Source organism: Thioclava kandeliae, assembly GCF_040297545.1.
Lineage (GTDB): Bacteria > Pseudomonadota > Alphaproteobacteria > Rhodobacterales > Rhodobacteraceae > Thioclava > Thioclava kandeliae.
On the sequence record NZ_JAYWLC010000011.1, the window covers coordinates 1 to 26,709 of the forward strand.

The following is a 26,709-nucleotide window of genomic DNA, read 5'->3' on the forward strand; positions in this document are numbered from 1 at the left end:
GCGGCCTTCGCCGCCTTCACGGCGCGGGCGGTCGCCGAACTTCTTGTCACCGAAGGAACGGCCCTCGCCGCCTTCACGGCGCGGGCGGTCACCGAACTTCTTGTCACCGAAGGAACGGGTGTCGCTGCGATCTTCGCGCGGTGCGCTGCGCTTTTCGGGCGACCAGCGTTCCTTGCGCGGACGGTCCTCTCCCTCGGTGCGCGGTGCGCGCTCGGGACGGTCGCCACGGCCTGCGAAATCCTTCTGGCGGCCGAAGCTGCGCTCGGAATTGCCACGGCCCTCGCCATCCTCGCGGTCGAAGCGTTTCGGGCCACGATCCCCGAATTTCTTGTCGCCAAATTTCTTGTCACCGAAGCTGCGGCCCCCGCGGTCGCCGCGATCCCCCCGATCACCGAACCTGCCGCGCGGCCGCTCGCCATCATCGCGACGACCCGCAGATTTGCTGCGGTCGGCGGGTTGGGCGTTGGGCGTGTCTTCCAGAAGGCTTCCCAGCTGGTCATGGAGCACGCGGCGCTTGATTTCCACCACATCACCCGGTTGCATCTCGTTGAGGCGGAACGGGCCATAGCTTACGCGGATCAGGCGGTTCACGGTCATGCCGATCTCGGTCATGGCGCGGCGGATCTCGCGGTTCTTGCCTTCGCGCAGGCCCACGGTCAGCCAGGCATTTGCGCCCTGCTGGCGGTCGAGAGTGATCTCCATCGGCTGGAAATCCTCGCCATCGATGGTGATGCCGGCCCGCAGCGGGTTGAAGGTCTCGGGTGTCGGGCGGCCATTCACGCGCACGCGGTATTTGCGCAGCCAGCCGGTTTCGGGCAGCTCGAGGCGGCGCTTGAGGCCGCCATCATTGGTCAGAAGCAGAAGACCCTCGGAATTGAGATCGAGACGGCCGACATTGAGCACACGCGGCATACCTTCGGGCATCTCGTCGAAGATCGTGCGGCGGCCCTGCTCGTCTTTCTCGGTGGTGACCAGACCCAGCGGTTTGTAATAGAGCCAGACACGGGTTTCCTGCGGCGCGTCGATGGGTTTGCCGTCGATGGTAACCTTGTCCTTGGGCGTGACATCAAGAGCGGGTGAGGCCGCCTGTTTGCCATTGACCGCCACGCGGCCTGCGAGGATCAGCTTTTCCGCATCGCGGCGCGAGGCCACGCCCGAGCGCGCGATAACCTTGGCGATACGTTCGCCGGAAGAGGGCGTCGTATCCGGTTTCGGCGTGTTGTTGGAATCATTGGTCATGGCAGGCGGCTCCCGAGGCGGTCTTGAAGGCGCCTCTCTATAGTGTCTTCTCTCCTGTGGGAAGAGCCTTGCATATAAGAACTAACGCGGCCAAGAGAAGATATGTTCAGAAGTTTCATGGATCAGGCGCTCCTCGAGGCGCGGGCGGCCGCTGCGCGTGGCGAGGTTCCGGTGGGTGCCGTTATCGTGGCGCCCTCGGGCGAGGTGGTGGCACGGGCCGGCAACCGCACCCGCGAGCTTTGTGATCCGACCGCCCATGCCGAGGTGCTGGCGATCCGCGAGGCCTGCCGGAAGGCGGGATCGGAGCGGCTGGTGGGGCATGATCTCTACGTCACGCTGGAGCCATGCCCGATCTGCGCGGGCACGATCTCTGCCGCGCGGATCCGGCGGCTCTATTATGGTGCCGCAGATGTCAAATCGGGCGGTGTGGCGCAGGGCGCGCGGGTATTCTCGCATCCGCAATGCCATCATGCGCCCGAGATCTATGACGGTTTGGCCGCCGCCGAGGCCGAGGCGCTTCTGAAGGGGTTCTTTGCGGCGCGGCGGGACGGGTAGCGGGAGCAGGGGCTTTGCCCCTCTTCGACTGCGTCGAATTCACCCCAGGATATTTGAGGACGCTGGAAATGGCGGTGGTTTCGCGCTTGACCATACGCGGCCATCCGGCCTAAGGCTCGGGTTGCGCAGGGGGCCGGATGGCCGCGGCGGTTCGTAGCTCTGCTTTTGCAGACAGCCGGATCGCCGAGGAAAGTCCGGACTCCATGAAGTGACGGTGCCGGGTAACGCCCGGCGGGGGTAACCCCAGGGATAGCGCCACAGAGAACAGACCGCCCTGCATCATGCACGGGTAAGGGTGAAACGGTGGGGTAAGAGCCCACCGCGGGACTGGTAACAGGACCGGCATGGCAAGCCCCACCGGGAGCAACGCCGAATAGGGATCGCGTGCCGCGGGCATCTGTCTGACGGTAGGGGAGCTTCGCCCCGAGTGATCCGGGTTGGCAGCTGGAGCCTGCAGGCAACTGCAGGCCTAGAGGAATGGTCATCAAGGGGGGCAACCCCTGAACAGAATCCGGCTTACAGGCCCCCTGCGCAAAATTTCTTCGGCTGATAGTGGAATTTACCGAGAAGGGTGCGATTGGCTGTTGACTCTGGGGTGAGTCTGGCTAAAAGGCGGGCTTCAAGGATTTCGATGGCAGTGACGCGGATGTTGGCTGCCTGACTCAGGAGATGAAACATGGCGAAGCCGACGACGCAAAAGATCCGTCTGAACTCGACGGCGGGCACCGGGCACTTCTATGTGACCAAGAAGAATGCCCGCACCATGACCGAGAAAATGGTCGTGAAGAAATACGACCCGGTTGTGCGTAAGCACGTCGAATACAAAGAAGGCAAGATCAAGTAAGATCTGACCGTCTTTGACGAAGCGAAAGCCGCCCTTGGGCGGTTTTTTGCTGTTTTGATGACCGATTCCGGCTGCGAGATTATGTGGTCCGGTTGCCGGAGCTAGGCTGTGGCGATGGATCTACATTTTTTCTGAATGCGCGCGGACGCTATGCGCCTGCAATTGCAGCCCTGGGGCAGGTTGTGGCTGATGCGCAGGCAGGTCTTGCGCCTCTGTGGCGGGTTTTGCGGCTTGATGTGGTGGGTAAGGCGGTGGAATGGCTGCCTGACCATTTCCTCTGTTGCGGTTTTGCTCTGATGGCGGGCGCGAGTCTACGCAACTTCAATCCCAAACATGTTGTCGCGCCCGAACTGGCTGATGGGGCGCTTCGGGTGGTGCTGCAGGAATATCATCACGCGCTGCGCCGGGACGGGCCGGGATATGGAGCGACTTTGGGCGGTGCATTGGTGTTGCGGGTTTGGGGGGTGCTACATCGTATGGGGCGCGTGGCTGGCCTGCGGCACGGTTTGAAACGGTCTTGGAAAAATTGACCGAGTAAAACAATCGGGATTTACATTCCCGAGTAAATGTGTCACTTATCCGTGAACTCCAGTTACACTGATCCGAGGCACCGCATGACCCGTCCCCTTTCCGCGCTGCTTGCCAGCACTGCCCTGTTTGCTGCGCCGCTGGCAGCCTTTGCCGAGGCGCCGCAGCCCGAAGCCGTGATCGAAACCTATGCCGATATCGCGCAGGCAGGGTTCGAGGACAGCCTGACCACCGCGCAGGCGCTGGAGGCGGCGGTTGACGCGCTGGTGAAAGAACCTTCTGCCGAGACGCTGCAGGCGGCCAAGGATGCGTGGGTTGCGGCCCGCAAGCCCTACCAGCAGACCGAAGCTTTCCGCTTTGGCAATGCGCTGGTGGATGACTGGGAAGGCCGTGTGAACGCCTGGCCGCTCGATGAGGGTCTGATCGACTATGTCGACGAGGATTCGGCGGCCAATAACGAGGAGAATGATCTGGCTCTGGCCAATGTCATCGCCAATAAATCGCTCACGATCGGTGGCGAAAAGGTGGATGCCAGCACGATCTCGCCGGAATTCCTCGCAGAGACCCTGCAGGAGGCCGAAGGCATCGAGGCCAATGTGGCAACCGGCTATCACGCCATCGAATTCCTGCTCTGGGGGCAGGATCTGAACGGCACCGGGGCGGGCGCGGGTGCGCGCCCCTATACCGATTACATTCAGGGCGAGGGCTGCACCGGTGGCAATTGTGACCGCCGTGCCGAATATCTGCAGGCAGCCTCCAAGCTGCTGGTTGCGGATCTGCAGGAAATGGTCGGCAATTGGGACGAGGAAGGTGCTGCACGCACCGCGCTGACCGATGATGCCGATGCGGGCATCACCACGATCCTCACCGGTATGGGGTCGCTGTCCTATGGCGAGCTGGCGGGCGAGCGCACGAAGCTGGGCCTCATGCTGCATGATCCGGAAGAAGAGCATGATTGCTTCTCCGATATGACCCATGTCTCGCATTATTATGACGCGTTGGGGATCCAGAACGTCTATACCGGCAAATACACCCGTGTGGACGGCTCGGTCGTGGAAGGCGCCTCGCTGTCGCAACTGGTGGCGGCCAAGGATGCCGATGTGGATGCGCAGCTGACCAAGGATCTGGATGCATCGGTCGCTGCAGCCGATGCGATCTACCAGAAGGCCGAAGGCGGTATGGCCTATGACCAGATGCTGGCGCTTGGCAATGACGAGGGGGCAAAGCTCGTCAACGGTCTGGTCGATGCGCTGGTCACCCAGACCCGTTCGATCGAGCGCGCGGTCACGCTTCTGGGCTCCGAGGTCGAGATCGAGGGGTCCGACAGCCTCGACAACCCTGATGCAGTCTTCCAGTAAGACTATTCAAAATAGGGGCTTATGCCCGACACTTCCCCGTGGCAGCGATGCCGCGGGGTTTTGCATGGTGATGTGATGCGCGCTCTTCTTGCTTTCTGCCTTGCTGTGCCAGTGGCGGTGCAGGCCGCCGAGGTGACAGCGCCGGCCACCGAGTTCGTGCAACCCGAGCGCTACGAGGCCAATCCGGCAGGGGCGGCCACGGTGGCGGGCACGGGGTTCCGCGCGCCTGCGGCCAATCTGCCCCCATCCCTGCGGATGGGGTTCACCTTGGGCGAGGCGTTGTTCGACAAACTCTGGGTGCCAGCGCCCTCGAGCACGCGGGCCTCGGACGGGCTGGGGCCCTTGTTCAATGCGCGGGCCTGCGCCAATTGCCATCCCGGAAATGCGCGGGGGCGGCCCGAGAATGGCCAGGGCATCTCGGGGATGGTGCTGAAGCTCTCGCGGCGCTTTCCGCCCGGCGATGGCGCAGAGGGCATCGACGGCTGGCGTGGTATGATCGCCGATCCCGAGTTCGGCTGGCAGTTGCAGGATCGGGCGCTGCCGTCGCTGGAACCGGAGGGACAGCTGGTGCTGGACTGGATTGAGGAGGGCGATCTGCGCCATCCCGAGGCCCGTCACGGCTTTGCGCCCGAGGCACTGGTCTCGCTGCGGGTCGCGCCGCAGATCATAGGGCTGGGGCTTCTGGAGGCGATCCCCGAGGCCGATATTCTGGCACATGCGGACCCCGGGGATGCCGATGGCGACGGGATCTCGGGGCGGGCGCAATATGCGATCGGCCCCGATGGTGTGGTGCGGCTGGGCCGGTTCGGCCATAAGGCGGGCATGGGGCGGCTCGTTGATATGACGGCGCAGGCTTTCAGTCAGGATATGGGGCTCTCGAGTGTGCTGTTCCCCGCAGGCGCGGGCGATTGCACCTTGGCGCAGACGGATTGTCTTTCGCTTCCTGACGGGATTGACGAGGGGCTGCGCGACAATGCCGAGGTCTCGACCGAGGCGCTGGAGGCGGTCACCGCCTATGTGACGGGGCTGGGCGTGCCAAAGCGCCGTGATGTGGGGGCGCCGGATGTGCTGGCCGGCAAGCAGGCTTTCTATGAGGCGCAATGCACCGCCTGCCACATGCCGAAATTCATTACCGCAACCAGCGATAATCCGGTCACCTCGCGCCAGCTGGTCTGGCCCTATACCGACCTTTTGCTGCATGACATGGGCGAGGGGCTGGCCGATCACCGTCCCGAAGGCGTGGCTACGGCGGCGGAATGGCGCACGGCGCCGCTCTGGGGGATCGGGTTGACCGGCGAAAATTCGGGCCATGCGCCGCGCTATCTGCATGATGGCCGCGCGGCCACATTGGACGAGGCGATTCGCTGGCATGGTGGCGAAGCGGGGCCCGCCCGTGATAGATATCTGGCACTGCCCGCCAAAACGCGCGCCGATCTTATTCGCTTTCTGGAGACCTTGTGATGCGTAACCTGCTGTTCTCTTTGCCTCTGATGGCGATGTCTTTGCCGGTCTTCTCCGGGCAAGCTCTGGCCGATACCCGCGCCGCCGTCACCGAGGACATCCTGCCCGGTTATACCGCGCTGACCAATGCCGCGACCGCATTGCAGACGGGCGCCGAGGCGGACTGTTCCATCGCGGCCATGCAGCCCCTGTGGAACGAAGCCTTTGACGCATGGCTGGGCGTGGCGTTTTTGCGGCTCGGGCCGGTGGAGGATCAGGGGCGGGCGCTGGCCTTTGCCTTCTGGCCCGATGCCAAGGCCACGGGGCGGCGCCAGCTCTCGGGTCTGATCGAGCAGAAAAACCAGCAATTCACCGATCCGGCAGAGCTGGCGAAAGCCTCTATCGGGGTGCGCGGCTTTTTCGGGCTGGAGCATCTTCTTTATGGCGAGCTGGCCACGGATGATGAGTATACCTGCAAGCTGCGCGCGGCGATGGCCGGAGATCTGGCGCAGATGGCCATTGATGTCGAGGTCGGCTGGCAGAACGGTTTTGCCGATGAACTCCTGAGCCCCGGCACCGAAGGCCGTACCCTTTATCTGACTGAATCCGAGGCGCGGCAGGCGCTTTATACGCAGCTGGTCACGGGGCTCGAGTTCAACAAGGACACGCGGCTGGGCCGCCCGCTGGGCACATTCGAGCGTCCGCGCCCCGAACGGGCCGAGATGCTGGAGGCGGGCCGCTCCGCGCGCAACGTGACGCTGTCGCTGGTTGCGCTGCGAGGCTTTGCCGACAGGCTGGCGCAGGGCATGGGCGAGATCCCCAAGACCGACGCCGCGTTTGACCGCGCGATCGAGCTGGCACAGGATCTCGATGATCCGGTCTTTGCCGGTGTGGCCGATCCGATGGGCCGGTTGAAGGTGGAGATCGTGCAGCAGCAGATCGGGCTGACGGTCGAGGCCATGCAGGCCGAGCTGGGGCCTTTGCTGGGCGTCAGCGTGGGCTTCAACGCAGCGGATGGAGACTGATATGAAACGACGCCACTTCCTCGCCAGCCTTGCCGCCGCCGCCACCGTGCCGCGGCTCAGCTGGGCCGATGCGGGCAGCCCTGCCTTTCTCGCGGCAGCCAAAGCGCCCGACGGGAGCTATGCGATCTGGGGGCTTGCGGCGGATGGGACGCAGATCTTTTCGCAGCCACTCCCCGGACGTGGCCATGCCGCGACCGCCCATCCCGAGCGCCCCGAGGCGGTGGCCTTTGCTCGCCGTCCCGGTGTGTTTGCGTTGGTGATTGACTGTGTGACCGGCGGGCTGGTCGCGCGGCTGACCCCGCCGGAGGGGCGGCAGTTCAACGGTCATGGTGCGTTTTCGGGCGATGGCACACGGCTTTATACCTCCGAGGTGGTGGCCGAAGGCTCCGAGGGCCGGATCGGGATCTGGGATGTGGCGCGCGGCTATCAGCGGGTGGGCGAGTTTGCCTCGAACGGGATCGGCCCGCACGAGATCCTGCGCCTGCCGGGGCAAGAGGTTCTGGTAGTGGCCAATGGCGGGATCCAGACCGATCCGACGGATCGCACGCCGCTGAACATCGAGACCATGCGCCCGAACCTGAGCTACCTCTCGCCCGAGGGCGAAGTGCTGGAGGTGGTCGAGCTGGAGCCCGATCTGTGGAAAAACTCGATCCGTCACCTGTCGGTGCGCAGTGACGGGCGGGTGGCGTTCTGCATGCAATGGCAGGGCGATCTGATGGAGCCCGTGTCGCTCCTGGGCCTGCATGACCGCGGGCGGAAGGCGGTGCTTGCCGAGCCGCTGCCCGGTGAGGAATTCGCCATGAAGGGCTATGCCGGATCGGTGGCCTTTGGCCGCGCGGGCCGCGAGGTGGCCATCACCAGCCCGCGTGGTGGCATGGTGCAGGCCTATTCTGCCGAGGGCGAGGCGCTCTGGTCGGTGCGCCGTGCCGATGTCTGTGGTCTGGGTGTCTGTGCGCAGGGTGGCTTCACTGCCACCGATGGTGCGGGGCTTGTCTCGCAGATCACCCGAGACGGTATCACACCGTTCAAACGCTCGGACGTGGCATGGGATAACCACCTGATCCCGATCGGGGTCTGATCAGAGCTTGCGCTCGAACATCAACGAGAGATGGATCTGGTCGGTCAGATCCCCCTCGACCCCATCGACCCCGAAACGGGTGCTGAGCGTGCCCAGCCCCTTGCGGTCCATGTCCACACCGACCTCGACGCGCGAGGTGAACCAGTCGGTCGCGGGATAGGCCTCGTCCAGCAGGCCTGTGCCCATGCTATGCTGCGCCACAAGCGCGAATTGCCCCGTCAGCCCCATCTTCGCCCAGCTGCTTTCCAGCGGATGCGCGAATTCGACCCCTGCCGAGAATTGCGATAGCGACAGCTCTTCGCCATCAATCCTTGTGCCATCAGCGATGCGGAAATGATCGGTCAGCTCGTTGACATGGCTGGCGATGATATTGGGGGTCAGCTCGGTCGTGCCCATCTCGAACCTCCCCTCCATCCGCGCCTGAAACAAGGTGCGTTGGGATTCGGCATCACGGCGGATCGAGCCATCGGGGGCGAACTGGTTATTGGTGCGTCCGTGTAGAAGGCGCATCGACCAGTCGAGTTCGGTTTTGGGCAGCCTGCCCGCCAGATAAGGGCCGACCAGGAAACCTACGCCATCGCCCGAGGCATCAGCATCCACCTTGCGGTCTGCGGCGTCCAGCTCCGCCATTGCGCCGATATAGAAACGATTGTTCAGTTTCTTATGTGCGCCCAGCGACGCGAAACTGTATTGCAGCGAGCTGCTCTCGCTGCGGGTCCAGTTCGATTCCACCACCGCCCAGCTCTGGCGGCCCTTCGCGGTGTTGAAGCTCAGATCGCCCAGCTCGTCGGTCAGATGCGCGTCAAAAACACGCTCCTTGCTGTTCTCGAACATGAAATCCAGCACGTTGGGCTGGCGGGCCAGCAGGCGGTCCTGCCGCATTTTCTGCAATCCGGCAAGCGCAACGGAGGTTTCGCGTGCGGTCGGGAAATCGGCCTCGCTCGCGGCGGCGGCCTGAGGCATCGACAGGGATGCGCAAAGAAAAACCGTCATGATCGCGGGGAGGGTGCCCCGCTGTAGCGCCCGTCTGTTCATAGAACGCCTCGCTGGTTACGTCGTGCCTGATGGCGGGTTTGTCGGCGTAGCGGTTGACCCCGTCCACCCCGTCTGGGCGGCCATGGTTCCGGCAGGGCCGACGGCCCGTCTGTTTTCTTTTGGTATGGGACAAAAGTAACAAATGCGCAGGGGCACTGGCAAGTTATTGCCGGTCGGATATGTGAAATGTGATCAGAAACGATGATGTTTCAGGCAGGGGCAGCGGAACAGCGGCGCTGCGCCATAAGAAAAGGCCGCGCAGGATACCTGCGCGGCCCGCAATCCGGTAGAGGCGGGTCTGTCAGGCTTCCACGACGAGGTGGCCGCGCGGGTTCGAGCAGCAGGCGAGGATATAACCCTCTTCGATATCGTCATCGGTGATGCCGCCATTATGGACCATATGCACCTCGCCCGAGACCTTCTTAATCTTGCAGGTGCCGCAGACCCCGAACGTGCAGCCCGAGGGAATGTTGAGCCCTGCCTGACGGGCCACGGCCAGAACGGTATCGGTTTCGGCGCATTTCTGGGTGACGCCCGAGTCGGCGAATTCCACCTCCGCCACGGCGCCTTCCTCGGGCAGCTCGTCCTCGGGAATGATGCGGACCTCTTCGATGGGCGCACCGAAGCTTTCCTGATGGTAGTGGTCCATATCGAAGCCGAGGCCCGCCAGTGCCTCGCGCACGGCGGTCATGAACGGCTCGGGGCCACAGCAGAACACTTCGCGTTCCAGATAGTCGGGGGCCATCAGACCCAGCATCAACTGGTTGAAATAGCCCTGATAGCCGGTCCATGGGTCATATTTGTCCGAGCCTTCCACGACCCATTTCAGATCGATGCCGCTGACGCGCGAGGCCATATGCTCGAGCCGTTCGCGGAAGATGATCTCCGAGGGACGACGGGCGCAATTGACGAAGACGATGTCGCATTCGCGGCCAAGGTCATACATCTGCGTCGTCATCGACATCATCGGCGTGATGCCGGAGCCTGCCGAGATAAAGAGATATTTCTCGGCAGGGTAATTGGCATTGGTGAAGCTACCGGCAGGGCCGATAGCGCGGATCCTCATCCCCGGTTTGAGATTGTCGAACATCCAGCGGGTGCCGATCGACTCCTTCTGCGCCTTGACCGTCACCGTGATCGACATCGGCCGCGAGGGCGAGGACGAGATCGTATAGGTGCGATACAAAGGCCCGCCCGGCACCGGAATTTCCAAGGTCAGGAACTGGCCGGGCATGTAGTCGAAGATTGCCCGTGAAGGTGCCTGAAAACAGAAGGTCATGACATTGGGCACCTCGGAAAGCACCGAGACGCATTCAAGCTCTTCCGAATCGTTCCAGATCTTGATCGCGGTTTCGCCGGGAATGAGGGTCATCAATTTACTCCGCTGCCAGCTTCACGGGATCCAGCCGCGAAGCCATGGTGTCACAATACCAGTTCACGAACTGGATCACCCCGTCCTCATGGGTGGCCGAATAGGGGCCGGGCTCGTAGGCGGGCGAGTTGATCCCCTGCTGGTTGTCCTCGACGACCTGACGGTCCTCGTCATTGGTATGTTCCCAGACCGTCGTGAGGTTCTTGAGATCGTAATCCACGCCCTCGACCGCATCCTTGTGCACGAGCCAGGTGGTGGTGACCTCGGTTTCGGTCGGGCTGATCGGGGTCACGCGGAAGGTGATCGAGTGATCCGACAGGAAGTGGTTCCAGGTCGTGGGGTAGTTGAACAGCAAGAGTGTGCCCGCATCCAGAACCGGCACGCGGCCCAGACGTTTCTGCACGGCGATCTTGCCGTTCATCGTGTAGCTTTCGGCCCCGTCCAGCAGAGGCATACGCGCCACGCGGTATTCGCCGTTATCGGCCATCTTGAAGCGCGAGGGTGCGCCCATACCCTCGAGACGGTTGAAGTGGTTCTCGACCTTTTCGGGGAAGGTGCCATCGGCGCTGACGCCGGTAATGGTCGGATCCTCGGGATAGGTGCGGCACAGATCGGGGTGGTTGCCCGCGCAGTGGTAGCACTCGCGGTTATTTTCCCAGACGAGTTTCCAGTTGCCGTTCTCGATGATCGTGGACTGGAAAGCGACCTTGGCATTGGAGAGGTCGTGGACCTCCAGATAGGGCGTCACGGTCTCGGCAAAGGCGTCGAAATCGGGGGCGGTCTCTGCGAGGCAGATATAGATGAGCCCTGCCACTTCACGGCAGTTAACGGGCTTGAGCCCGTGTTTGGAGGCGTCGAAATCCGGCCCCATGTCGCGCGCCCACAGAAGGCGCCCATCCAGCTCGTAGGTCCATTGGTGATAGGGGCAGACCAGCTTGGCAGCGGTGCCTTTCTTATGCTGGCAGATGACCGAGCCACGGTGGCGGCAGGTATTGTGGAAGGCGCGGATGACATCATCCTGGCCGCGCACGATCATCACCGTATAGGCGCCGACCTTATGGGTGACATAGGCGCCTTTTTTCGGCAGTTCGGCGCGGGAGGTGGTAAAGAGCCAGTTCTTGTACCAGATCTCTTCGAGATCGGTCTGGTAGATCTCGGGGGAGGTGTAGAAGGCCTGTTCGAGCGCATGGCCGGGTTTACGGCGGGCGAGAAGCTCGGTGAGGGAAGCGGAGGGTTGCATGGCCTTGTCTCCATGGCACGCTAGTGCTGCGCGGCTGTGGGTTTCAATAAGATGAGACTACTCAGGAATGGCAGGAAACGACGGCGCGTTTGCGACTCCTCCCGCGGGGATTTGCGACATAGGCGTAAACTTGTCGTAAAAAATTCGGCGCCGGGCCATGGCTGCGGAATTGGAGGAAATCTGTGTTTCTAATATATTTTTAGCGGTCAGGAATCCCGAATGGAGACGCCGCGCAAGGCGGACTTGCGCGGCGTGCTTGTTCAAATACGACTCAGACGGGGATCAGAGCCCCAGCGCCTCTTTCACGACCGGAAGACCCTCTTTGCCATCCTTGGTGGTGACACCTTCGAGCCACGGGGTGACGACATCGGGATGCGCCTTGAGCCATGCCGGAACCGCTTCGTCGGGGTCCTGACCGTCATTGAGGATCGCGCCCATGATCTCGTTTTCCATCGGCAGGGTGAACTTCATGTTCTGCAGAAGCTTGCCGACATTGGGGCATTCTTCCACATAGCCCTTGCGGGTGACAGTCTGCACGGTGCCTTCGCCGCCGAAGAAATCTTCGCCGCCAGTCAGATACTTGAGGTCATAGGTAGAGTTCATCGGGTGGGGCGCCCAGCCAAGGAAGACCACGGCTTCCTTCTTGGGGTAGAGGCGGCCAACCTGCGCGAGCATACCCTGTTCGGAGCTCTCGACGATCTGGAAGCCCTCGAGGACACCGCCCTTTTCGGTCAGGTCCATCAGATAGCCATTGCCTTCGTTACCCGGCTCGATGCCATAGATCTTGTGATCCAGCTCGTCGCCGAATTTCTGGATGTCGGCATAAGTATGCAGGCCCTTGTCATAGAGATAGGTCGGCACGGCCAGCGTATAGTTGGTGCCGGTCAGGTTGGTCGCGACCACATCGATTTCGCCCTTGTCGAGATAGGGGCCGATGGCGGCCTGCTGTGCGGGCATCCAGTTGCCGAGGAAGACATCGATATCGTTCGAGGCCAGCGACGAGAAGGTGACCGGCACGCCGAGCACATTGACTTCCACGTCATAGCCGAGCGCGGTCAGGATTTCATTGGCGGTCTCGGTGGTGGCGGTGATATCCGTCCAGCCGACATCCGAGAAACGCACGGTGCCGCAATCGGCAAAAGCGGCAGCGGCGTTGAGGGCGATGACAGAGGCGGTGAGGCCGCCCAGAAACTTGGCTTTCATTTGTACTCCCGTTGTCTTCGTGTTTTTTTGATTGACGAGTCAATTAGTGCATTCCTACGTTAGCATGGCAATCAGTTTTTGTCATGGTTCCGGTGGAGAGTTTCCAGATTGACCTCACAGGACCGCTTTGCGCCCGCTTTCTGGGCAGGCGCCGATCTTTCACTCTAACAAAGAGAGCCCTTTTAAATGTCGCAACCGAATATCCTGATCTTCATGGTGGATCAGCTCAACGGTACCCTGTTCCCCGATGGTCCGGCAGAGTGGCTGCACGCGCCGAATCTCAAAAAGCTCGCGGCGCGGTCGGTGCGCTTTGCCAATGCCTATACCGGCTCGCCGCTCTGCGCACCGGGGCGTGCGGCATTTATGTCGGGGCAATTGCCCAGCTCGACGGGTGTCTATGACAACGCGGCCGAGTTCCGATCGGATATCCCGACCTTTGCGCACCATCTGCGCCGCGCGGGCTATCAGACCTGCCTTTCGGGAAAGATGCACTTTGTAGGTCCCGACCAGCTGCACGGGTTCGAACAACGTCTGACCACCGACATCTACCCTGCCGATTTCGGCTGGACGCCGGATTACCGCAAGCCTGGCGAGCGGATCGACTGGTGGTATCACAACATGGGATCGGTCACAGGCGCAGGCGTAGGGGAGATTTCCAACCAGCTGGAATATGACGATAATGTTGCCCATGAAGCCAAGATGAAGGTCTATGATCTGGCGCGTGGTCTGGACGCACGTCCGTGGATGCTGACCGTCAGCATGACCCACCCGCATGATCCCTATGTGGCCCGCAAGAAATACTGGGATCTCTACGAGGATTGCGAGCATCTGCTGCCCGCCGTGCCGGATATGGGCTACGACAATCAGGACAACCATTCCAAGCGTATCTTTGATGCCAATGACTGGCGCAACTTCAATATTACGGAAGACAATATCCGCGAATCCCGCCGCGCCTATTTCGCCAATATCTCCTATTGCGACGACAAGATCGGCGAGATCATGGAGGCGCTGGAGAGCACCGGCCAAGAGGCGATCATCCTCTTCGTGTCGGATCATGGCGATATGCTGGGCGAGCGCGGGCTGTGGTTCAAGATGAACTTCTACGAGGGCTCGGCGCGGGTGCCTTTGATGATGGCGGCCAGCGGGGTGGAGCCGAAGCTCGTCGAGACGCCCGTCTCGACCATCGACGTGACGCCGACGCTCTGTGATCTGGCGGGGATCGATCTGGAGGAGATCGCGCCGTGGCTCGATGGCGAATCTCTCGTGACTCTGGCCAATGGCGGCACGCGCGAATCGGCGGTGAAGATGGAATATGCCGCCGAAGGCTCCTATGCGCCGCTCGTTTCCCTGCGTAAGGGTGATTACAAGCTGAACCTGTGCAAGCTCGATCCCGACCAGTTCTTCCATCTGGGGGCCGACCCGCACGAGCTGGTCAACCTCGCGGGCGATCCTGCCCATGCTGAGGCCTATGAGGCGATGAAGGCCGAGGCCGCGGCGCGGTGGGATCTGGAGCGCTATGATGGCGATGTGCGCGCGTCCCAGGCGCGGCGCTGGGTGGTTTACGACGCGCTGCGTCAGGGCGGCTATTACCCGTGGGATTACCAGCCGCTGAAGGATGCGTCGGAGGCCTATATGCGCAATCACATGGACCTCAATGTGCTGGAATCCAACAAGCGCTTCCCGCGGGGCGATTGAGCGGTTGACCGGGTCGTGAAGCGAGGGGGGCGGGAGACCGCCCCTTTTTCGTGGCGCTTTGCCGGCGGCGGCCTATCCTGTGCACAGCCAACACGGAGGGTTTCATGACGACGCATTTCTTCACGGCATCTGATGGCGCGAGGCTCGCCTATCGCGATGAGGGGCAGGGGGTGCCGATACTGGCGCTCACCGGCCTGACCCGCAATATGGCCGATTTCGACTATGTCGCCCCGCATCTTCTGGCGATGGGCGCGCGTCTGATCCGCATGGACTATCGCGGGCGGGGGCAGTCGGACTTCAGCGGTGCCGAAACTTATACCGTGCCACAGGAAGGCGCGGATGCGCTGGGGCTTCTGGCACATCTCGGGATCGCGAAAGCAGCAGTGCTGGGCACGTCGCGCGGCGGGCTGATTGCGATGTATCTGGCAGCCGTGGCGCCTGACAGGCTTCTGGGCGCGGCGCTCAATGATGTCGGCCCCAAGCTGGAGATGGAGGGGCTGAACGCGATCTTCGACTATCTCGGGCGCAATCCCGCACCCAAGACCTATGATGCGCTGGCCGCCCGTCTGCCCGAGCTGATGACAGGCTTTGCAAATGTGCCAGCGCGGCGCTGGGCACAGGAGGTCCGCAACCAGTATATCGAAACCGGCAGCGGGCTGCAGCTGCGCTATGACCCCGCATTGCGCGACCCCTTCCTGAAAGACTTCAAGGGAGACCTGCCTGAAGCGTGGCCCTTCTTCGAAGCCTTTGGAGAGCTTCCGCTTTTATTGATTCGCGGGTCAAATTCCCGCCTGTTGAGCGCCGATACCGCGGCCAGAATGCAGCAGCTCAAACCCGCTATGATCTTTGCCGATGTGCCGGATCGGGCGCATATTCCGTTCCTGGACGAACCCGAAGCCTTGCAGGCATTATCAACATGGGTTGGCAAGCTGGCTCATGGTGATTAAGCTAAGTAACTGAAAATTAAGCACATATTTAATTTCAATTTTACAAAATGTCTATCGGTCTGCTAGAAAGTCCTTGCCTCAGCTGAAACGCGCGAGGTTGCGGCGGGGGTGTATCGCGTCTCTTGTTCACCAGTCATTCCCCCGTCGCACTTAACAAGTTCTGTGGTTTGTGCGTAATCAGTAAGCTGGTCTGTTTCTTGTTATGAGTGCCCCGAAGCTCTGGTTCCGGCTTCGGATGTTAAAGCCGCTCGAGCGTGCGAGGGCAGCGGCTGCCATTGTAAAAGGTGACAAGCACACGAGTAAAAATGGCGCTGCTGTCCGAGCTGGAGAGTGTTTCCGCGGCTTCGAAAAGGGTCATCGACGAGCGCAATTTGCGTGCATCGATTGTGCCCAGGATCTGTTCTATCTCCTGATCCCGATGAGACAGAACCGCCTCGCAGGCTTCTGTTAACCGGGTTTGCAAAGTCATGTTGTCGAGATAGGCGGTGGCTTCGGCCATATCCTCAAGCCCGAAATCCTTCGATCTTGGCGAGACGCCGAGGGCGGCGAGCTGCGGGAAGATCCACCACATCCAATGGCCGCGTTTGCGGCCCGCCCGCAATTCGGAGAGCGCGACCGGATAGTCGCGCTCCTGTTCTTTCAGAAATCGAGCAAGGCCCGGCATCAGCCCCAGACGGCTTCGAATTCGCGCCATTCGCCCTTGGACATGCCCGAGGTCTCGGCGGTTACCGTCTCGCCCGCCAGGCGGCGTTTGAGCACCTCGACCGCGCGGCCCGACAGGTTGACCCCGCCCAGACGGTAATCCTCGAACGCCTCATAGGCCGCGGGCACCCAGTCCTTGACGATCTCGCACATCGTATCGGCATAGGCGCGGATCTCGTATTGCGCATGGGCATCGGCGCGCAGGCGCAGGAAATGGAAGAGGTTGTGCAGATCGACCTTCCAGTACCATTGGGTATAGGTGTTCATTGGCAGGTTCATCCGTGCCAGCTCACGGGCCAGACCCTGTTTGCCAGCCTCCGCATCGGGCGTCAGCATGTCCTCGTAATGGTCATAGGAGCGCATCGCGTCCTCGCGCAGGATATCGAGCACGCGGGCGGCTTCCTCGCCCTGCAGGACCGCGCCACGCCCCTGATGGTTCACCGTGGATTGTGCCGCCAGTTTGTCGGGTTCGGGAATGTAGAACTCGCGGTCCAGAATCGAATAGCGCGCCGAGTATTCATTAACGTTCGCGGTGCGGTGGCGGATCCATTGGCGCGCAACGAAGACCGGAAGTTTCACATGGAACTTCACTTCGCACATCTCGAATGGCGTGGAGTGCCAGTGGCGCATCAGATAGCGGATCAACCCGCGGTCATCGGAGACCTTCTTGGTGCCGCGGCCATAGCTGACACGCGCGGCCTGCGTGATGGCACTGTCGTCGCCCATGTAGTCGATGACGCGGACCAGTCCGTGATCGAGCACCGGATGCGCGGTATAGAGACGCTCTTCCATGCCGGGGGAGACAGCACGGCGGGTCGGCTGTGACAGCGAACGCTGTTCCTCGATTTCGGCATGCTGTTCGGGGGTAAGCGTCATGGCGGTCTCCGTGATGTCTGGCTCGGATTCGTTAGGTCCTTTGTATCGCGGTAAATGCAACGCGGGGCAACTGCTTGCTCTTTCAAACCTGTGGATTACCTTGCCTCTCAACGAAAGGAGGCCCTCATGAAGGTCGAATATCTACACACGATGGTCCGCGTTCTGGATCTGGAGAAGACCAAGGCATTTTTCGAGCTGCTGGGTCTGGTCGAGCGGCGCCGCGTGGAAAACGAGAAGGGCCGTTTCACGCTGGTGTTCATGTGCCCGCCCGATCAGGCTGATGGCCGTGCCGATGTGGAGCTGACATGGAATTGGGATGGCGATACGGGGCTGCCCTCCGATAGCCGCCATTTCGGGCATCTGGCCTATAAGGTCGAGAATATCTACGACATGTGCGCCAAGCTGCAGGAGGCGGGCATCACGATCAACCGTCCCCCGCGCGACGGCCATATGGCCTTTGTCCGCTCTCCTGACAATGTGTCGATCGAGCTGTTGCAGATGGGGGATGCGCTGGCGCCGGCCGAGCCTTGGGCCAGCATGGAAAATACCGGCCACTGGTAAGCAACTTACGCCTCATCGAAACGGGCGCTCTCTCTACGCGAAAGGGGCGCCCGATCTCATTTCCCGAACTTGTCTTTCAGCTTCTCCAGCGGCGAGCGGGAGTCTTCCGGATCCGGCGCTGGTTTGGTAGGATGTTCGGTCTGGGTCTTTGCGGTCTGGGTCTTTGCGGTCTGGGCCTTTTCGGGGTGATTTCCGGTCGAGCTGCGCGGCGGGGCCGTGCGCAGGCTGACGGCATTGAGGAATTTCTGCCGGTCGCCCGCCGCCAGTGCCGCCGCCCCGTCCGAGAGACCGCGCATCAGATCATCCAGCATCTCCTGCTCGGCCTTGGCAAAATCGGCCAGCACATAGCCCGCCACGCGGTCCTTATGACCCGGATGGCCTATGCCGAGCCGCACACGTTGATACTCGGGCGCCAGATGCGCATGGATCGAGCGCAGCCCGTTATGGCCCGCATGGCCGCCGCCCTGTTTCAGGCGGCACTTGCCCGGCGCCAGATCCAGCTCGTCATGGAAGACGGTCAGATCCGCCACGGTGAATTTGTAGAAATCCGCCGCCGCCCGCACCGATTGGCCGGAATTGTTCATGAAGGTCTCTGGCTTGAGGAGCACGATGCGTTCCGAGCCCAGCCGCCCTTCGCTGATCTGGCCCTGGAACTTCGCTTTCCACGGGCCGAAGCCGTGATCATCTGCGATCCGGTCCAGCGCCATGAAACCGATATTGTGCCGCGTTGCCGCATATTTCGCGCCCGGATTGCCGAGGCCCACCCAGAGTTGCATGTCGTCTTCCTTCGGTCGAGTTGCCCTAGGAGATAGGCCAGCGCGCCTGCGGAGAAAACCCCTAACCGCCCTACGCCTGCCCGAAACGCTGCCGCCAGGCGGCGGGCGGCAGGCCATAGCGCTTGCGGAAATGGTGGCGCAGCAGCGCGCCCGATGCAAAGCCGCAGCTTTCGGCGATCTCTTCCATGCCGGCCTCGGGGCGCTCCAGAAGCTGGGCGGCGAGTTGCAGACGTTCCTCGATCAGGAAGCGGATGGGCGTGGTGCCGGTGGCTTCCTCGAACCGGCGCAGGAAGGTGCGTTCGCTCATCGCGCAGCTTTTGGCAAGCGCGGAGATCGTGGGGGTGTGGCGCAGGTTCTGGCGCAAGCGGTCGAGGAGTGGCGCGATCTTGTCGGCCTCGGTGGCGCGTGGCACGGGGCGGGGCAGGAACTGGTTCTGCCCGCCGTCGCGATGCGAGGCGATCACCAGACGGCGGGCCACCGAATTGGCCGCCTCCGGCCCGAAATCCTGCCGCACGATATGCAGGCCCAGATCCAGCCCCGCCGCCGAGCCTGCCGAGGTATAGAGCGGCGCATCATCGGTATAGAGATTGTCGGCCCGCATGGTCACTTGCGGAAAACGCGCCGCAAAATCCTCGGCATAGCGCCAATGGGTGGTGGCGCTATGGCCATCGAGCAACCCTGTCTGGGCCAGGACATAGGCGCCCGAGCAGATCGTGGCGATCCGCGCTCCCCGCGCATGGGCCGCGATGAGCGCTGCGACCAGATCAGGCGGGGCAGGGGTGTTGACCCCTTTCCAGCCGGGAATGACGATAAGCCCCGCCTCGTCCAGCAGCTCCATCCCGCCATCCGTGCTGACCATCAATCCGCCATGGGCCCGCAACGGGCCCGGCTCGACCGCAGCCGTGCGGAACCGGTACCAGTCCGGCCCCATCTCGGGGCGCGGCAGGCCGAAGATCTCGGCGGTGACGCCGAATTCGAACGTGCAGAGTCCGTCATAGATCAGGGCAACCACCAGATTGTTGGGGATCGGGCGGAGCGAAAGGAATGGCAGGATGTTTTCGGGCGTTGTCATTTTGCCACCTTACGGCAACCGGAACCGTCTGGCAATCTGGCGTTATCGTTACAAGGAGATTTCAAATGAACGCAGTCCTGTCCCGCCCGCCCGTCGCGTCCGCCGATATCGTGACCCTCCTCGAGCCCCAATGCGCCCTGCATACCGATTGTTCGGATGTCCATGCCGCCATGTCCGGCGGGGATGCGGGGTTTGTGCTGATCCATGCGATGGGCACGCCCGCCACCTATGCGCGTCGCCATATCCCTGATGCCGTGTTCATGCCGCACCGGACCATCTCGGCCGACGCCCTGACCGCCTATCCGCAGGATACGCTCTTTGTGGTCTATTGCTCCGGCCCCCATTGCAACGCGGCCGAGCAGGCGGCGCTCGCCTTCGCACGGCTCGGTCGGCCGGTGAAGATCATGCTGGGCGGGCTGATGGGCTGGGAGTATGAGGGGTTCGCCCTCGCGGGCGAGGCGGCTCTGGCCTGATACCCCCTGATACCCAATGCAAAACGCGGGGCCATTGGCCCCGCGTTCCGTAAGACAGATGTCTTCCAGCAGCTTATTCGGCTGCTGCTTCGCCTTCGGCTTCCTCGTCGTCGCCACCGGCAAGGCCCTTGGGCGCTGCGATGTTCGCGATAACGAAGTCACGCTCGATGGTCGGTTTCGCGCCATTTGGCAGCGTCACGTCGGAGATGTGGATCACGTCGCCGATCTTGCGACCGGTCAGGTCGACAACGATCTGCTCCGGAATGTCACCCGCCAGAACTTCCAGCTCGACTTCCTGACGCACGACGGTCAGAACGCCACCGCGCTTGAGGCCCGGTGCGGCTTCGTGGTTCTCGAACTCGACATGCACGAAGAGTGCGATGCGCGAGTTGCGGTGGGTACGCATGAAGTCGACGTGGGTCGGCAGGTCCTTGACGACGTCTTTTTGAACGCCGCGGCAGATCACGCGGACGTCTTCCTGACCTTCGACCTTCAGGTTGAACAGCGTCGACAGGAAGCGGCCTTTGCGCAGACGGGTCAGAAGCGGGTTGAACTCGAGGTTCAGTGCCAGCGGTTCTTTGCCGTCGCCATAAACGATTGCAGGTACTTTGCCCTCACGACGTGCTGCGCGAGCGGCCCCCTTGCCCGTCCCCGAACGCACGACGGCTTCGATCGTTTCGATCTCTTTTGCCATTTTGCTATCTCCGATATGGAATGTAAAAGGGCCGCCTCCAAGGGTGCGACCCATGAGCGCCTGCCATTAGGCGAGAATCCCCTTTATGGCAAGCCCAAAACACCCGCTCAGACGTATTCTTCCATGAACCCGCGGGGCAGCAGAAGATTGTGACGGCCCAGATCGTGCACGTCTTTCTCGCCGCAGAGCGCCATGGTGATATCCAGCTCCTTGCGGATGATGTCGAGTGCTTTGGTCACGCCTTCCTCGCCCAGAGCCCCCAGGCCATGGATGAAAGCGCGCCCGATAAAGGTCGCATCTGCCCCGAGTGCCAGGGCCTTGAGCACATCCTGCCCCGAGCGGATCCCGCTATCCATGAAAATCTCCATTCCGGGTCCAACTGCCTCGCGGATGCGCGGCAGCATGCGGATGGCGCTCAGCGCCCCGTCAAGCTGTCGTCCGCCATGGTTCGACACGATCATCGCATCGGCACCGAAGTCACGGGCCAGACGCGCATCATCCTCGTCGAGTATCCCCTTCAGGATCAGCTTGCCGCCCCATTGGTCGCGGATACGGGCGATCTTCGACCAGTCGAGCTTGGGGTCGAATTGCTCGGCGGTCCAGCTGCTCAGGCTCGAAGCATCGCCCACGCCCTTCGCGTGACCCACGATATTGCCGAAGAAGCGCCGCTTGGTCTGTAGCATCTCCATCCCCCATTGCCATTTGGTCGCCATATCCATCAACACCGGCAGGGTTAGCTTGGGCGGGGCGGTCAGCCCGTTCTTGAGATCCTTATGCCGCTGGCCGAGGATTTGCAGATCGAGCGTCAGCACCAGTGCCGAGCATCCCGCCTTCTTCGCACGTTCCAACGTGGCATCGACGAACTCCTCGTCCTTCATCACATAGAGCTGGAACCAGAACGGATCGGTCGTATGGGCGGCCACATCCTCGATCGAACAGATCGACATGGTCGAGAGCGTGAAGGGCACACCGGCCTTCTCGGCCGCCCGCGCCGCCTTGATCTCGCCATCGGCGCGCTGCATCCCTGTCAGGCCCACGGGCGCCAGCGCCACCGGCATGGTCACATCGCGCCCGATCATCTTGGTCGCGCTCGAGCGCCCCTCCATATCCACGGCCACTTTCTGGCGCAGACGGATCTTCTCGAAATCGCTGGTATTCTCGCGGAAGGTCTGTTCCGTATAGGAGCCACTCTCGGCATAATCATAGAACATCTTCGGCGTGCGGCGCTTATGAAGGCGCTTGAGATCGTCGATGCAGGTGATAACGGCCATGAAAATGCACTCCCGATAAGTTTGTAGGAGGCTTAGCAATGCAGCTCGTGCAGGGCAATCAGCCATTTCTGCATGGCTGTCGTGCGATCAGGCGTATTCGGCCCCGGATTTCGTTTCCTTGATAGAAACAGTAATGCAATTTTAAGGCGAATGTCCCAATCTGATCGGGCGGCACAGGCGGGGACGCCGATGACCGTGACGATGGAAGAAGAGGCATCCGGGACTGCTCCGTCGGGGACAGCAGATGACGGTCGATATGCCCGGGTGCCTCTGGTTTTCCAGCGTCCTCAAATATCCCGGGGGAGGCGCCGCTCAGGCGCCGGGGGCAGAGCCCCCGCACCCGTGCGCCACGCGCCATAGATCAGGCCGAATGCGCGCCGCCCGCCAGAGAGGCCACAAATTCCGCAACCTCGGCTGCGGGCTTGCCCTCGGCGACCTGTTTCACGATGGCCGAGCCCACGACACAGCCATCGGCAATCGCGGCGATCTCGCGCGCGGCCTCCGGAGTGTTGATCCCGAAGCCAACGATCACTGGCAGATCGGTCGATGCCTTGATCCGTGCCACTTCGGGCGCCACATCCGCGGCCTGCGCGGCAGCGCCTCCGGTGATGCCCGTCACCGAGACATAATAGACGAAACCGGAGGTGTTCTGCAGGACTTTGGGCAGGCGTTTCGCATCGGTGGTGGGGGTTGCCAGCCGGATAAAGTTGATCCCGGCCGCCTGCGCCGGAAGGCACAGCTCGCTATCTTCCTCGGGTGGCAGATCCACCACGATCAGCCCGTCGATCCCGGCGGCTTTCGCATCCGCCAGGAACCTGTCCACACCGCGCGAATAGATCGGGTTGTAATAGCCCATCATCACGATCGGGGTCACAGTGTCGGTCTTGCGGAACTCGGCGGCCATATCCAGTGTCTTCTGCAGTGTCATGCCGCCATCGAGCGCGCGCTGGCCGGCCAGCTGGATGGTCGAGCCATCGGCCATCGGATCGGTGAAGGGCATGCCCAGTTCGATGATATCCACGCCCGCACCCGGCAGCGCCTTCATCACATCGAGCGAGCGTTCCACATCGGGATCGCCACCCATGATATAGGCGACAAAGGCCTTTTTACCTTCGGCCTTGAGCGCTGCGAATTTCGCGTCGATGCGGGTGGTTTCCATGACATGCTCCCTGATCTTTGCGCCTCTTTTCGCGTAAGCCGCCGCTATTGTCTAGCAAAGCCTGCATCACAAGCTCTCGCCACGCCGCGCAATCTTGCATGAAATGCCCGGGCGCTTTAGGAACGGGCCAGAAATTCAGGACCGTTTTGCCAAGGAGAGCGTGATGGGCTTTAAGATGGGTATCGTGGGTCTGCCGAATGTCGGCAAGTCGACCCTGTTCAACGCGCTGACCAAAACGGCAGCGGCGCAGGCTGCAAACTTCCCGTTTTGCACGATCGAACCGAATGTGGGGGATGTGGCCGTGCCCGACCCGCGTCTGGAAAAACTGGCCAGCATCGCAGGGTCCAAGGAGATCATCCCGACCCGCATGACCTTCGTCGATATTGCCGGTCTGGTGAAGGGCGCGTCTAAGGGTGAAGGTCTGGGCAACCAGTTCCTCGCCAATATCCGCGAGACCGATGCCATCGCGCAGGTGCTGCGCTGCTTCGAGGATGATGACGTCACCCATGTCGATGGCCGTATCGATCCGGTGGCCGATGCCGAGACGATCGAGACCGAGCTGATGATCGCTGATCTGGAATCGGTCGAGAAGCGTCTGGCCAATCTCGTGCGCAAGATCCGTGGTGGTGACAAGGACGCCAAAGAGCAGGAGAGGCTGCTACTGGCCGCGAAAGAGGCGCTGGAAGCGGGCCGTCCGGCCCGCACCGTGCAGATCTCGGACGAGGACCAGAAAGCGTGGCGCATGCTGCAACTGCTGACCTCGAAGCCGATCCTCTATGTCTGCAATGTCGAGGAAAGCTCGGCCTCGACCGGCAATTCGCTCTCGGCCAAAGTGGCCGAGATGGCCGCGGCACAGGGCGCGGGCACGGTGGTGATCTCGGCCAAAATCGAGGAAGAGATCAGCCAGCTCGACGCCGAGGAAGCCGAAATGTTCCTTGGCGAGATGGGGCTCGAGGAGGCCGGTCTCGACCGTCTGATCCGTGCGGGCTACGAGCTTTTGGGTCTGCAGACCTATTTCACAGTGGGCCCCAAAGAGGCGCGTGCGTGGACCATCCCGCAGGGCACTCTGGCCCCGCAGGCCGCAGGTGTCATCCATGGTGATTTCGAGCGTGGTTTCATCCGTGCCGAGACCGTCGCCTATAACGACTATGTCGCGGGCAACGGCGAGGCCGGTGCCAAGGAAGCGGGCAAGTTCCGCGTGGAAGGCAAGACCTACGAGGTCAAAGACGGCGACGTCCTGCACTTCCTGTTCAACGCCTGAGCGCGTCCCGAAAATCAGGACCGATCCGGAAGGGGTGGCTTGCGCCGCCCCTTTTTCGTGAGGGACGACCCCATCCGCCATACCGCTTCACAACGTAGAAAATAGGCGAAAACCGAGCCTAATCAGGTAGATATGTGAGAGTGTAGATGGATGCGCTGGCAGCCCGTAGGGGAATCGAACCCCTCTTTCCAGGTTGAAAACCTGGCGTCCTAACCGATAGACGAACGGGCCATTTCTGACACGCCTGCGTTGCAAGTGGCAGCCCGTAGGGGAATCGAACCCCTCTTTCCAGGTTGAAAACCTGGCGTCCTAACCGATAGACGAACGGGCCATTTCTGACACGCCTGCGTTGCAAGTGGCAGCCCGTAGGGGAATCGAACCCCTCTTTCCAGGTTGAAAACCTGGCGTCCTAACCGATAGACGAACGGGCCATGCTTGCGGCGTGGGGCGGTAGATAGTCGAGGTTTATCCGCCGCGCAAGAGGTTTTTTCACGATATTCTCACCTGTCGTAACGCATGGTGGAAAGAGCTATGAAAATAAGGCGTTTCAAAGGGTTTCGACAGCCGGAGACGCATCCTCGAGCCGCAATTGGACCTTGTTGCGGCCGCCCCACGAGTTGATTTCCAATCGTCCTGCCAAGTGGAATCGCGTGGCCCCCGGTTTGGCGAGGGCCGGACCGATGGCGCTGTCGAAGGCCCCGAAGGCGATGGCATCGCGTTTCTGGCCGAGCCCGTCACCAAAGGAGAATCGCAGATGCGACTCGCCCACCTGACGCGCGCCCGTGATCTCCATTGCCGGGAAGGCGAAGCGTGGCGCGGGCGCGCCCTGACCAAAGGGGCCGGCCTGTTCGATCTGCTCGATCAGATCGGTGGTGGCCGCGCCCGGCATCAGGAGCGTGTCGATGCGCAGATCGCGCGGACCACCGGTGCCTGCGCCCTGTTTGGCCAGCAATTCCGCCAGACGCTCCATCGCGGCCTCCAGCTTGCCTTCCTCGACCGTCAGGCCGGCAGCCATCTTGTGGCCACCCCCTTTCAGCAAAAGCCCCTCGGCGGCCAAACGTTGGATCGAAGCCCCCAGATCCACACCATTGACCGAGCGCGCCGAGCCCTTGCCGATCCCCTGATCGAGCCCGATCACCACGGCGGGGCGGTTGGTGGCCTCCTTGAGGCGGGCGGCGACGATCCCCACCACACCCGGATGCCAGCCTTCGCCCGCAGCCCAGACCAGAGGCGCATCGAGGCCGCGTTCCTCGGCCTGTTTCAGGGCGGCTTCGCGCACGCGGTTCTCGATATCGCGGCGGTCGGTATTAAGCTGGTCAAGGCGGGCGGCCAGCGCCTCCGCCTCGGCGGTATCATCGGTTGATAGAAGCCGCGCGCCCAGATCGGCGGCGCCGATCCGTCCGCCCGCATTGATCCGCGGCCCCAGAAGGAAGCCCAGATGATAGGCATTGGGGGCCTGATCCATCCGTGCCACATCGGCCAGCGCGCGCAGCCCCACGCGGTCGCGCCGCCCCATGACCTTCAGGCCTTGGCGCACCAGCGCGCGATTGCAACCAATGAGCGGAGCCACATCGGCCACCGTGGCCAGCGCCACCAGATCCAGCATGGCGATGAGGTCCGGGCCCTTGAGGCTCTCGCTCCGCATCAGGCGGTTCACATCGACCAGCATCAGGAAGACCACGGAGGCGGCGCAGAGATGCGCGAGGTCCTTTGTCTCGTCCTGCCGGTTGGGGTTTACGCAGGCCACGCAATCGGGCAGGGTCTCGCCGCCCAGATGGTGATCGAGGATAATTACATCCGCGCCCCTGGCCGCCGCCACCGGCTCGTGCGAGAGCGTGCCGCAATCGACGCAGACGATCAGGTCGTGATCCCGTGCAAGGGCCTCCATCGCGGGGACATTGGGGCCATAGCCCTCGTCGATCCGGTCGGGGATATAGAGCGTGGGGGTTACCCCCATCTGCTTGAGCCAGACCATCAGGAGCGCGGCAGAAGACCCGCCATCAACATCGTAATCGGCAAAGATCGCGATCCGCTCGCGGCGTTTGACCGCGGCCAGAAACCGGGTCGAGGCTTTCTCCATATCCAGCATCTCGCGCGGATCGGGCAGCAGGTCGCGTAAGGTCGGCTCGAGGAAGCTTGCCGCCTCCATCGGCGGCACGCCGCGCGCCACGAGGATGCGGGCGAGGGGATGGGGCAGGCGGGTTTCCTGCACCATGGCTTCGGTCAACCGATCGGATTCGGGGCCGGGGCCCACCCAATGGCGATTGGTCAGCGATTGTTCGACATTCAGAAAGGCACTCATGGC

The 26,709-nt window shown here is 62.2% G+C and carries 25 protein-coding genes, 3 tRNA genes and 1 other RNA gene; 13 read left to right on the plus strand and 16 right to left on the minus strand.

Annotation, left to right across the window (positions count from 1 at the left end):
- On the minus strand, positions 1–1,239 hold a 1,239-nt coding region (locus VSX56_RS13230), incomplete at its 3' end, for a pseudouridine synthase (protein WP_350937749.1).
- Between the two features lie 102 nt (positions 1,240–1,341).
- On the opposite strand from VSX56_RS13230, the gene VSX56_RS13235 reads away from it, so the two are divergent.
- The 8 genes from VSX56_RS13235 (at position 1,342) to VSX56_RS13270 (ending at position 8,067) form a co-directional block, all read left to right on the plus strand.
- Positions 1,342–1,794, plus strand: a complete 453-nt coding sequence (locus tag VSX56_RS13235) for a nucleoside deaminase (protein ID WP_350937751.1) — start codon at positions 1,342–1,344, stop codon at positions 1,792–1,794.
- 125 nt (positions 1,795–1,919) lie between these two features.
- An RNA gene (gene rnpB / locus VSX56_RS13240) (RNase P RNA component class A) lies at positions 1,920–2,329 on the plus strand.
- A 141-nt stretch (positions 2,330–2,470) separates the two neighbouring features.
- Positions 2,471–2,638 (plus strand): 50S ribosomal protein L33, encoded by a 168-nt coding sequence (gene rpmG, locus VSX56_RS13245; protein WP_339111961.1) that lies wholly within the window; start codon positions 2,471–2,473, stop codon positions 2,636–2,638.
- A 182-nt stretch (positions 2,639–2,820) separates the two neighbouring features.
- A complete protein-coding gene (locus tag VSX56_RS13250; protein ID WP_339111962.1) occupies positions 2,821–3,168 on the plus strand; it encodes a hypothetical protein in 348 nt (115 codons plus the stop codon).
- An 84-nt stretch (positions 3,169–3,252) separates the two neighbouring features.
- Positions 3,253–4,524 (plus strand): imelysin family protein, encoded by a 1,272-nt coding sequence (locus tag VSX56_RS13255; RefSeq protein ID WP_339111963.1) that lies wholly within the window; start codon positions 3,253–3,255, stop codon positions 4,522–4,524.
- Between the two features lie 75 nt (positions 4,525–4,599).
- A complete protein-coding gene (locus VSX56_RS13260; RefSeq protein WP_350937754.1) occupies positions 4,600–5,985 on the plus strand; it encodes a di-heme oxidoreductase family protein in 1,386 nt (461 codons plus the stop codon).
- Entirely contained in the window at positions 5,985–6,989 is a 1,005-nt protein-coding gene (locus VSX56_RS13265; RefSeq protein WP_350937757.1) for an imelysin family protein, read from the plus strand. Before VSX56_RS13260 ends, VSX56_RS13265 begins: the two co-directional genes overlap by 1 nt.
- Before the next feature lies 1 nt (position 6,990).
- Positions 6,991–8,067, plus strand: a complete 1,077-nt coding sequence (locus tag VSX56_RS13270) for a DUF1513 domain-containing protein (protein ID WP_434096034.1) — start codon at positions 6,991–6,993, stop codon at positions 8,065–8,067.
- Here the strand turns inward: VSX56_RS13270 and VSX56_RS13275 are convergent, their stop codons facing one another.
- The 4 genes from VSX56_RS13275 to choX all read right to left on the minus strand — a co-directional run bounded on the left by VSX56_RS13275 (position 8,068) and on the right by choX (position 12,917).
- Positions 8,068–9,102 carry an autotransporter domain-containing protein gene (locus tag VSX56_RS13275; protein ID WP_350937761.1) on the minus strand — a complete coding sequence of 345 codons (1,035 nt, stop codon included), beginning with the start codon at positions 9,100–9,102 and terminating at the stop codon, positions 8,068–8,070.
- Between the two features lie 301 nt (positions 9,103–9,403).
- Positions 9,404–10,474: an FAD-binding oxidoreductase gene (locus VSX56_RS13280; RefSeq protein ID WP_339111968.1), complete on the minus strand. Its 1,071-nt coding sequence runs from the start codon at positions 10,472–10,474 to the stop codon at positions 9,404–9,406.
- Positions 10,475–10,478: 4 nt separating this feature from the next.
- Positions 10,479–11,714 (minus strand): aromatic ring-hydroxylating oxygenase subunit alpha, encoded by a 1,236-nt coding sequence (locus tag VSX56_RS13285; protein ID WP_350937763.1) that lies wholly within the window; start codon positions 11,712–11,714, stop codon positions 10,479–10,481.
- A gap of 282 nt (positions 11,715–11,996) precedes the next feature.
- Positions 11,997–12,917, minus strand: a complete 921-nt coding sequence (gene choX / locus VSX56_RS13290) for a choline ABC transporter substrate-binding protein (RefSeq protein ID WP_339111970.1) — start codon at positions 12,915–12,917, stop codon at positions 11,997–11,999.
- Between the two features lie 186 nt (positions 12,918–13,103).
- Here choX and betC point away from each other — a divergent pair, with 186 nt between their 5' ends.
- Together betC and VSX56_RS13300 are read left to right on the plus strand one after the other, a co-directional pair.
- Positions 13,104–14,612 (plus strand): choline-sulfatase, encoded by a 1,509-nt coding sequence (gene betC / locus VSX56_RS13295; RefSeq protein WP_350937766.1) that lies wholly within the window; start codon positions 13,104–13,106, stop codon positions 14,610–14,612.
- A gap of 104 nt (positions 14,613–14,716) precedes the next feature.
- Positions 14,717–15,559, plus strand: a complete 843-nt coding sequence (locus VSX56_RS13300) for an alpha/beta fold hydrolase (RefSeq protein ID WP_350937768.1) — start codon at positions 14,717–14,719, stop codon at positions 15,557–15,559.
- Positions 15,560–15,797: 238 nt separating this feature from the next.
- On the opposite strand, the gene VSX56_RS13305 is transcribed toward VSX56_RS13300, so the two are convergent.
- Together VSX56_RS13305 and thyX are read right to left on the minus strand one after the other, a co-directional pair.
- Complete coding sequence (locus tag VSX56_RS13305; RefSeq protein ID WP_339111973.1) at positions 15,798–16,223, minus strand: DUF1810 domain-containing protein; 426 nt, start codon at positions 16,221–16,223, stop codon at positions 15,798–15,800.
- A complete protein-coding gene (gene thyX / locus VSX56_RS13310; RefSeq protein ID WP_339111974.1) occupies positions 16,223–17,137 on the minus strand; it encodes an FAD-dependent thymidylate synthase in 915 nt (304 codons plus the stop codon). The genes VSX56_RS13305 and thyX overlap by 1 nt, the downstream gene beginning before the upstream one ends.
- A gap of 126 nt (positions 17,138–17,263) precedes the next feature.
- Between thyX and VSX56_RS13315 the strand changes: the two genes are divergently transcribed.
- Positions 17,264–17,698 (plus strand): VOC family protein, encoded by a 435-nt coding sequence (locus VSX56_RS13315; RefSeq protein ID WP_339111975.1) that lies wholly within the window; start codon positions 17,264–17,266, stop codon positions 17,696–17,698.
- A gap of 56 nt (positions 17,699–17,754) precedes the next feature.
- Here the strand turns inward: VSX56_RS13315 and pth are convergent, their stop codons facing one another.
- Together pth and ftrA are read right to left on the minus strand one after the other, a co-directional pair.
- Positions 17,755–18,474, minus strand: a complete 720-nt coding sequence (gene pth, locus VSX56_RS13320; protein WP_350937771.1) for an aminoacyl-tRNA hydrolase — start codon at positions 18,472–18,474, stop codon at positions 17,755–17,757.
- A gap of 70 nt (positions 18,475–18,544) precedes the next feature.
- Positions 18,545–19,546 carry a transcriptional regulator FtrA gene (ftrA, locus tag VSX56_RS13325; protein WP_350937774.1) on the minus strand — a complete coding sequence of 334 codons (1,002 nt, stop codon included), beginning with the start codon at positions 19,544–19,546 and terminating at the stop codon, positions 18,545–18,547.
- 65 nt (positions 19,547–19,611) lie between these two features.
- Here ftrA and VSX56_RS13330 point away from each other — a divergent pair, with 65 nt between their 5' ends.
- Complete coding sequence (locus VSX56_RS13330) at positions 19,612–20,019, plus strand: rhodanese-like domain-containing protein (RefSeq protein WP_350937776.1); 408 nt, start codon at positions 19,612–19,614, stop codon at positions 20,017–20,019.
- A gap of 73 nt (positions 20,020–20,092) precedes the next feature.
- Here VSX56_RS13330 and VSX56_RS13335 read toward each other — a convergent pair whose 3' ends face one another.
- From VSX56_RS13335 to trpA, 3 genes are all read right to left on the minus strand, one after another.
- Positions 20,093–20,713 carry a 50S ribosomal protein L25/general stress protein Ctc gene (locus tag VSX56_RS13335; protein WP_339111979.1) on the minus strand — a complete coding sequence of 207 codons (621 nt, stop codon included), beginning with the start codon at positions 20,711–20,713 and terminating at the stop codon, positions 20,093–20,095.
- Between the two features lie 107 nt (positions 20,714–20,820).
- A complete protein-coding gene (locus tag VSX56_RS13340; RefSeq protein ID WP_339111980.1) occupies positions 20,821–21,984 on the minus strand; it encodes an alpha-hydroxy acid oxidase in 1,164 nt (387 codons plus the stop codon).
- 361 nt (positions 21,985–22,345) lie between these two features.
- Positions 22,346–23,143: a tryptophan synthase subunit alpha gene (gene trpA / locus VSX56_RS13345; RefSeq protein ID WP_339111981.1), complete on the minus strand. Its 798-nt coding sequence runs from the start codon at positions 23,141–23,143 to the stop codon at positions 22,346–22,348.
- 163 nt (positions 23,144–23,306) lie between these two features.
- On the opposite strand from trpA, the gene ychF reads away from it, so the two are divergent.
- A complete protein-coding gene (gene ychF, locus VSX56_RS13350; protein ID WP_350937779.1) occupies positions 23,307–24,404 on the plus strand; it encodes a redox-regulated ATPase YchF in 1,098 nt (365 codons plus the stop codon).
- 156 nt (positions 24,405–24,560) lie between these two features.
- Here the strand turns inward: ychF and VSX56_RS13355 are convergent.
- From VSX56_RS13355 to recJ, 4 genes are all read right to left on the minus strand, one after another.
- A tRNA-Glu gene (locus tag VSX56_RS13355) sits at positions 24,561–24,635 on the minus strand.
- 25 nt (positions 24,636–24,660) lie between these two features.
- Positions 24,661–24,735, minus strand: a tRNA-Glu gene (locus tag VSX56_RS13360).
- A 25-nt stretch (positions 24,736–24,760) separates the two neighbouring features.
- Positions 24,761–24,835: transfer RNA gene (locus VSX56_RS13365), tRNA-Glu, on the minus strand.
- A gap of 116 nt (positions 24,836–24,951) precedes the next feature.
- Positions 24,952–26,706, minus strand: a complete 1,755-nt coding sequence (recJ, locus tag VSX56_RS13370) for a single-stranded-DNA-specific exonuclease RecJ (protein WP_350937781.1) — start codon at positions 26,704–26,706, stop codon at positions 24,952–24,954.
- Between the last annotated feature and the right edge of the window lie 3 nt (positions 26,707–26,709).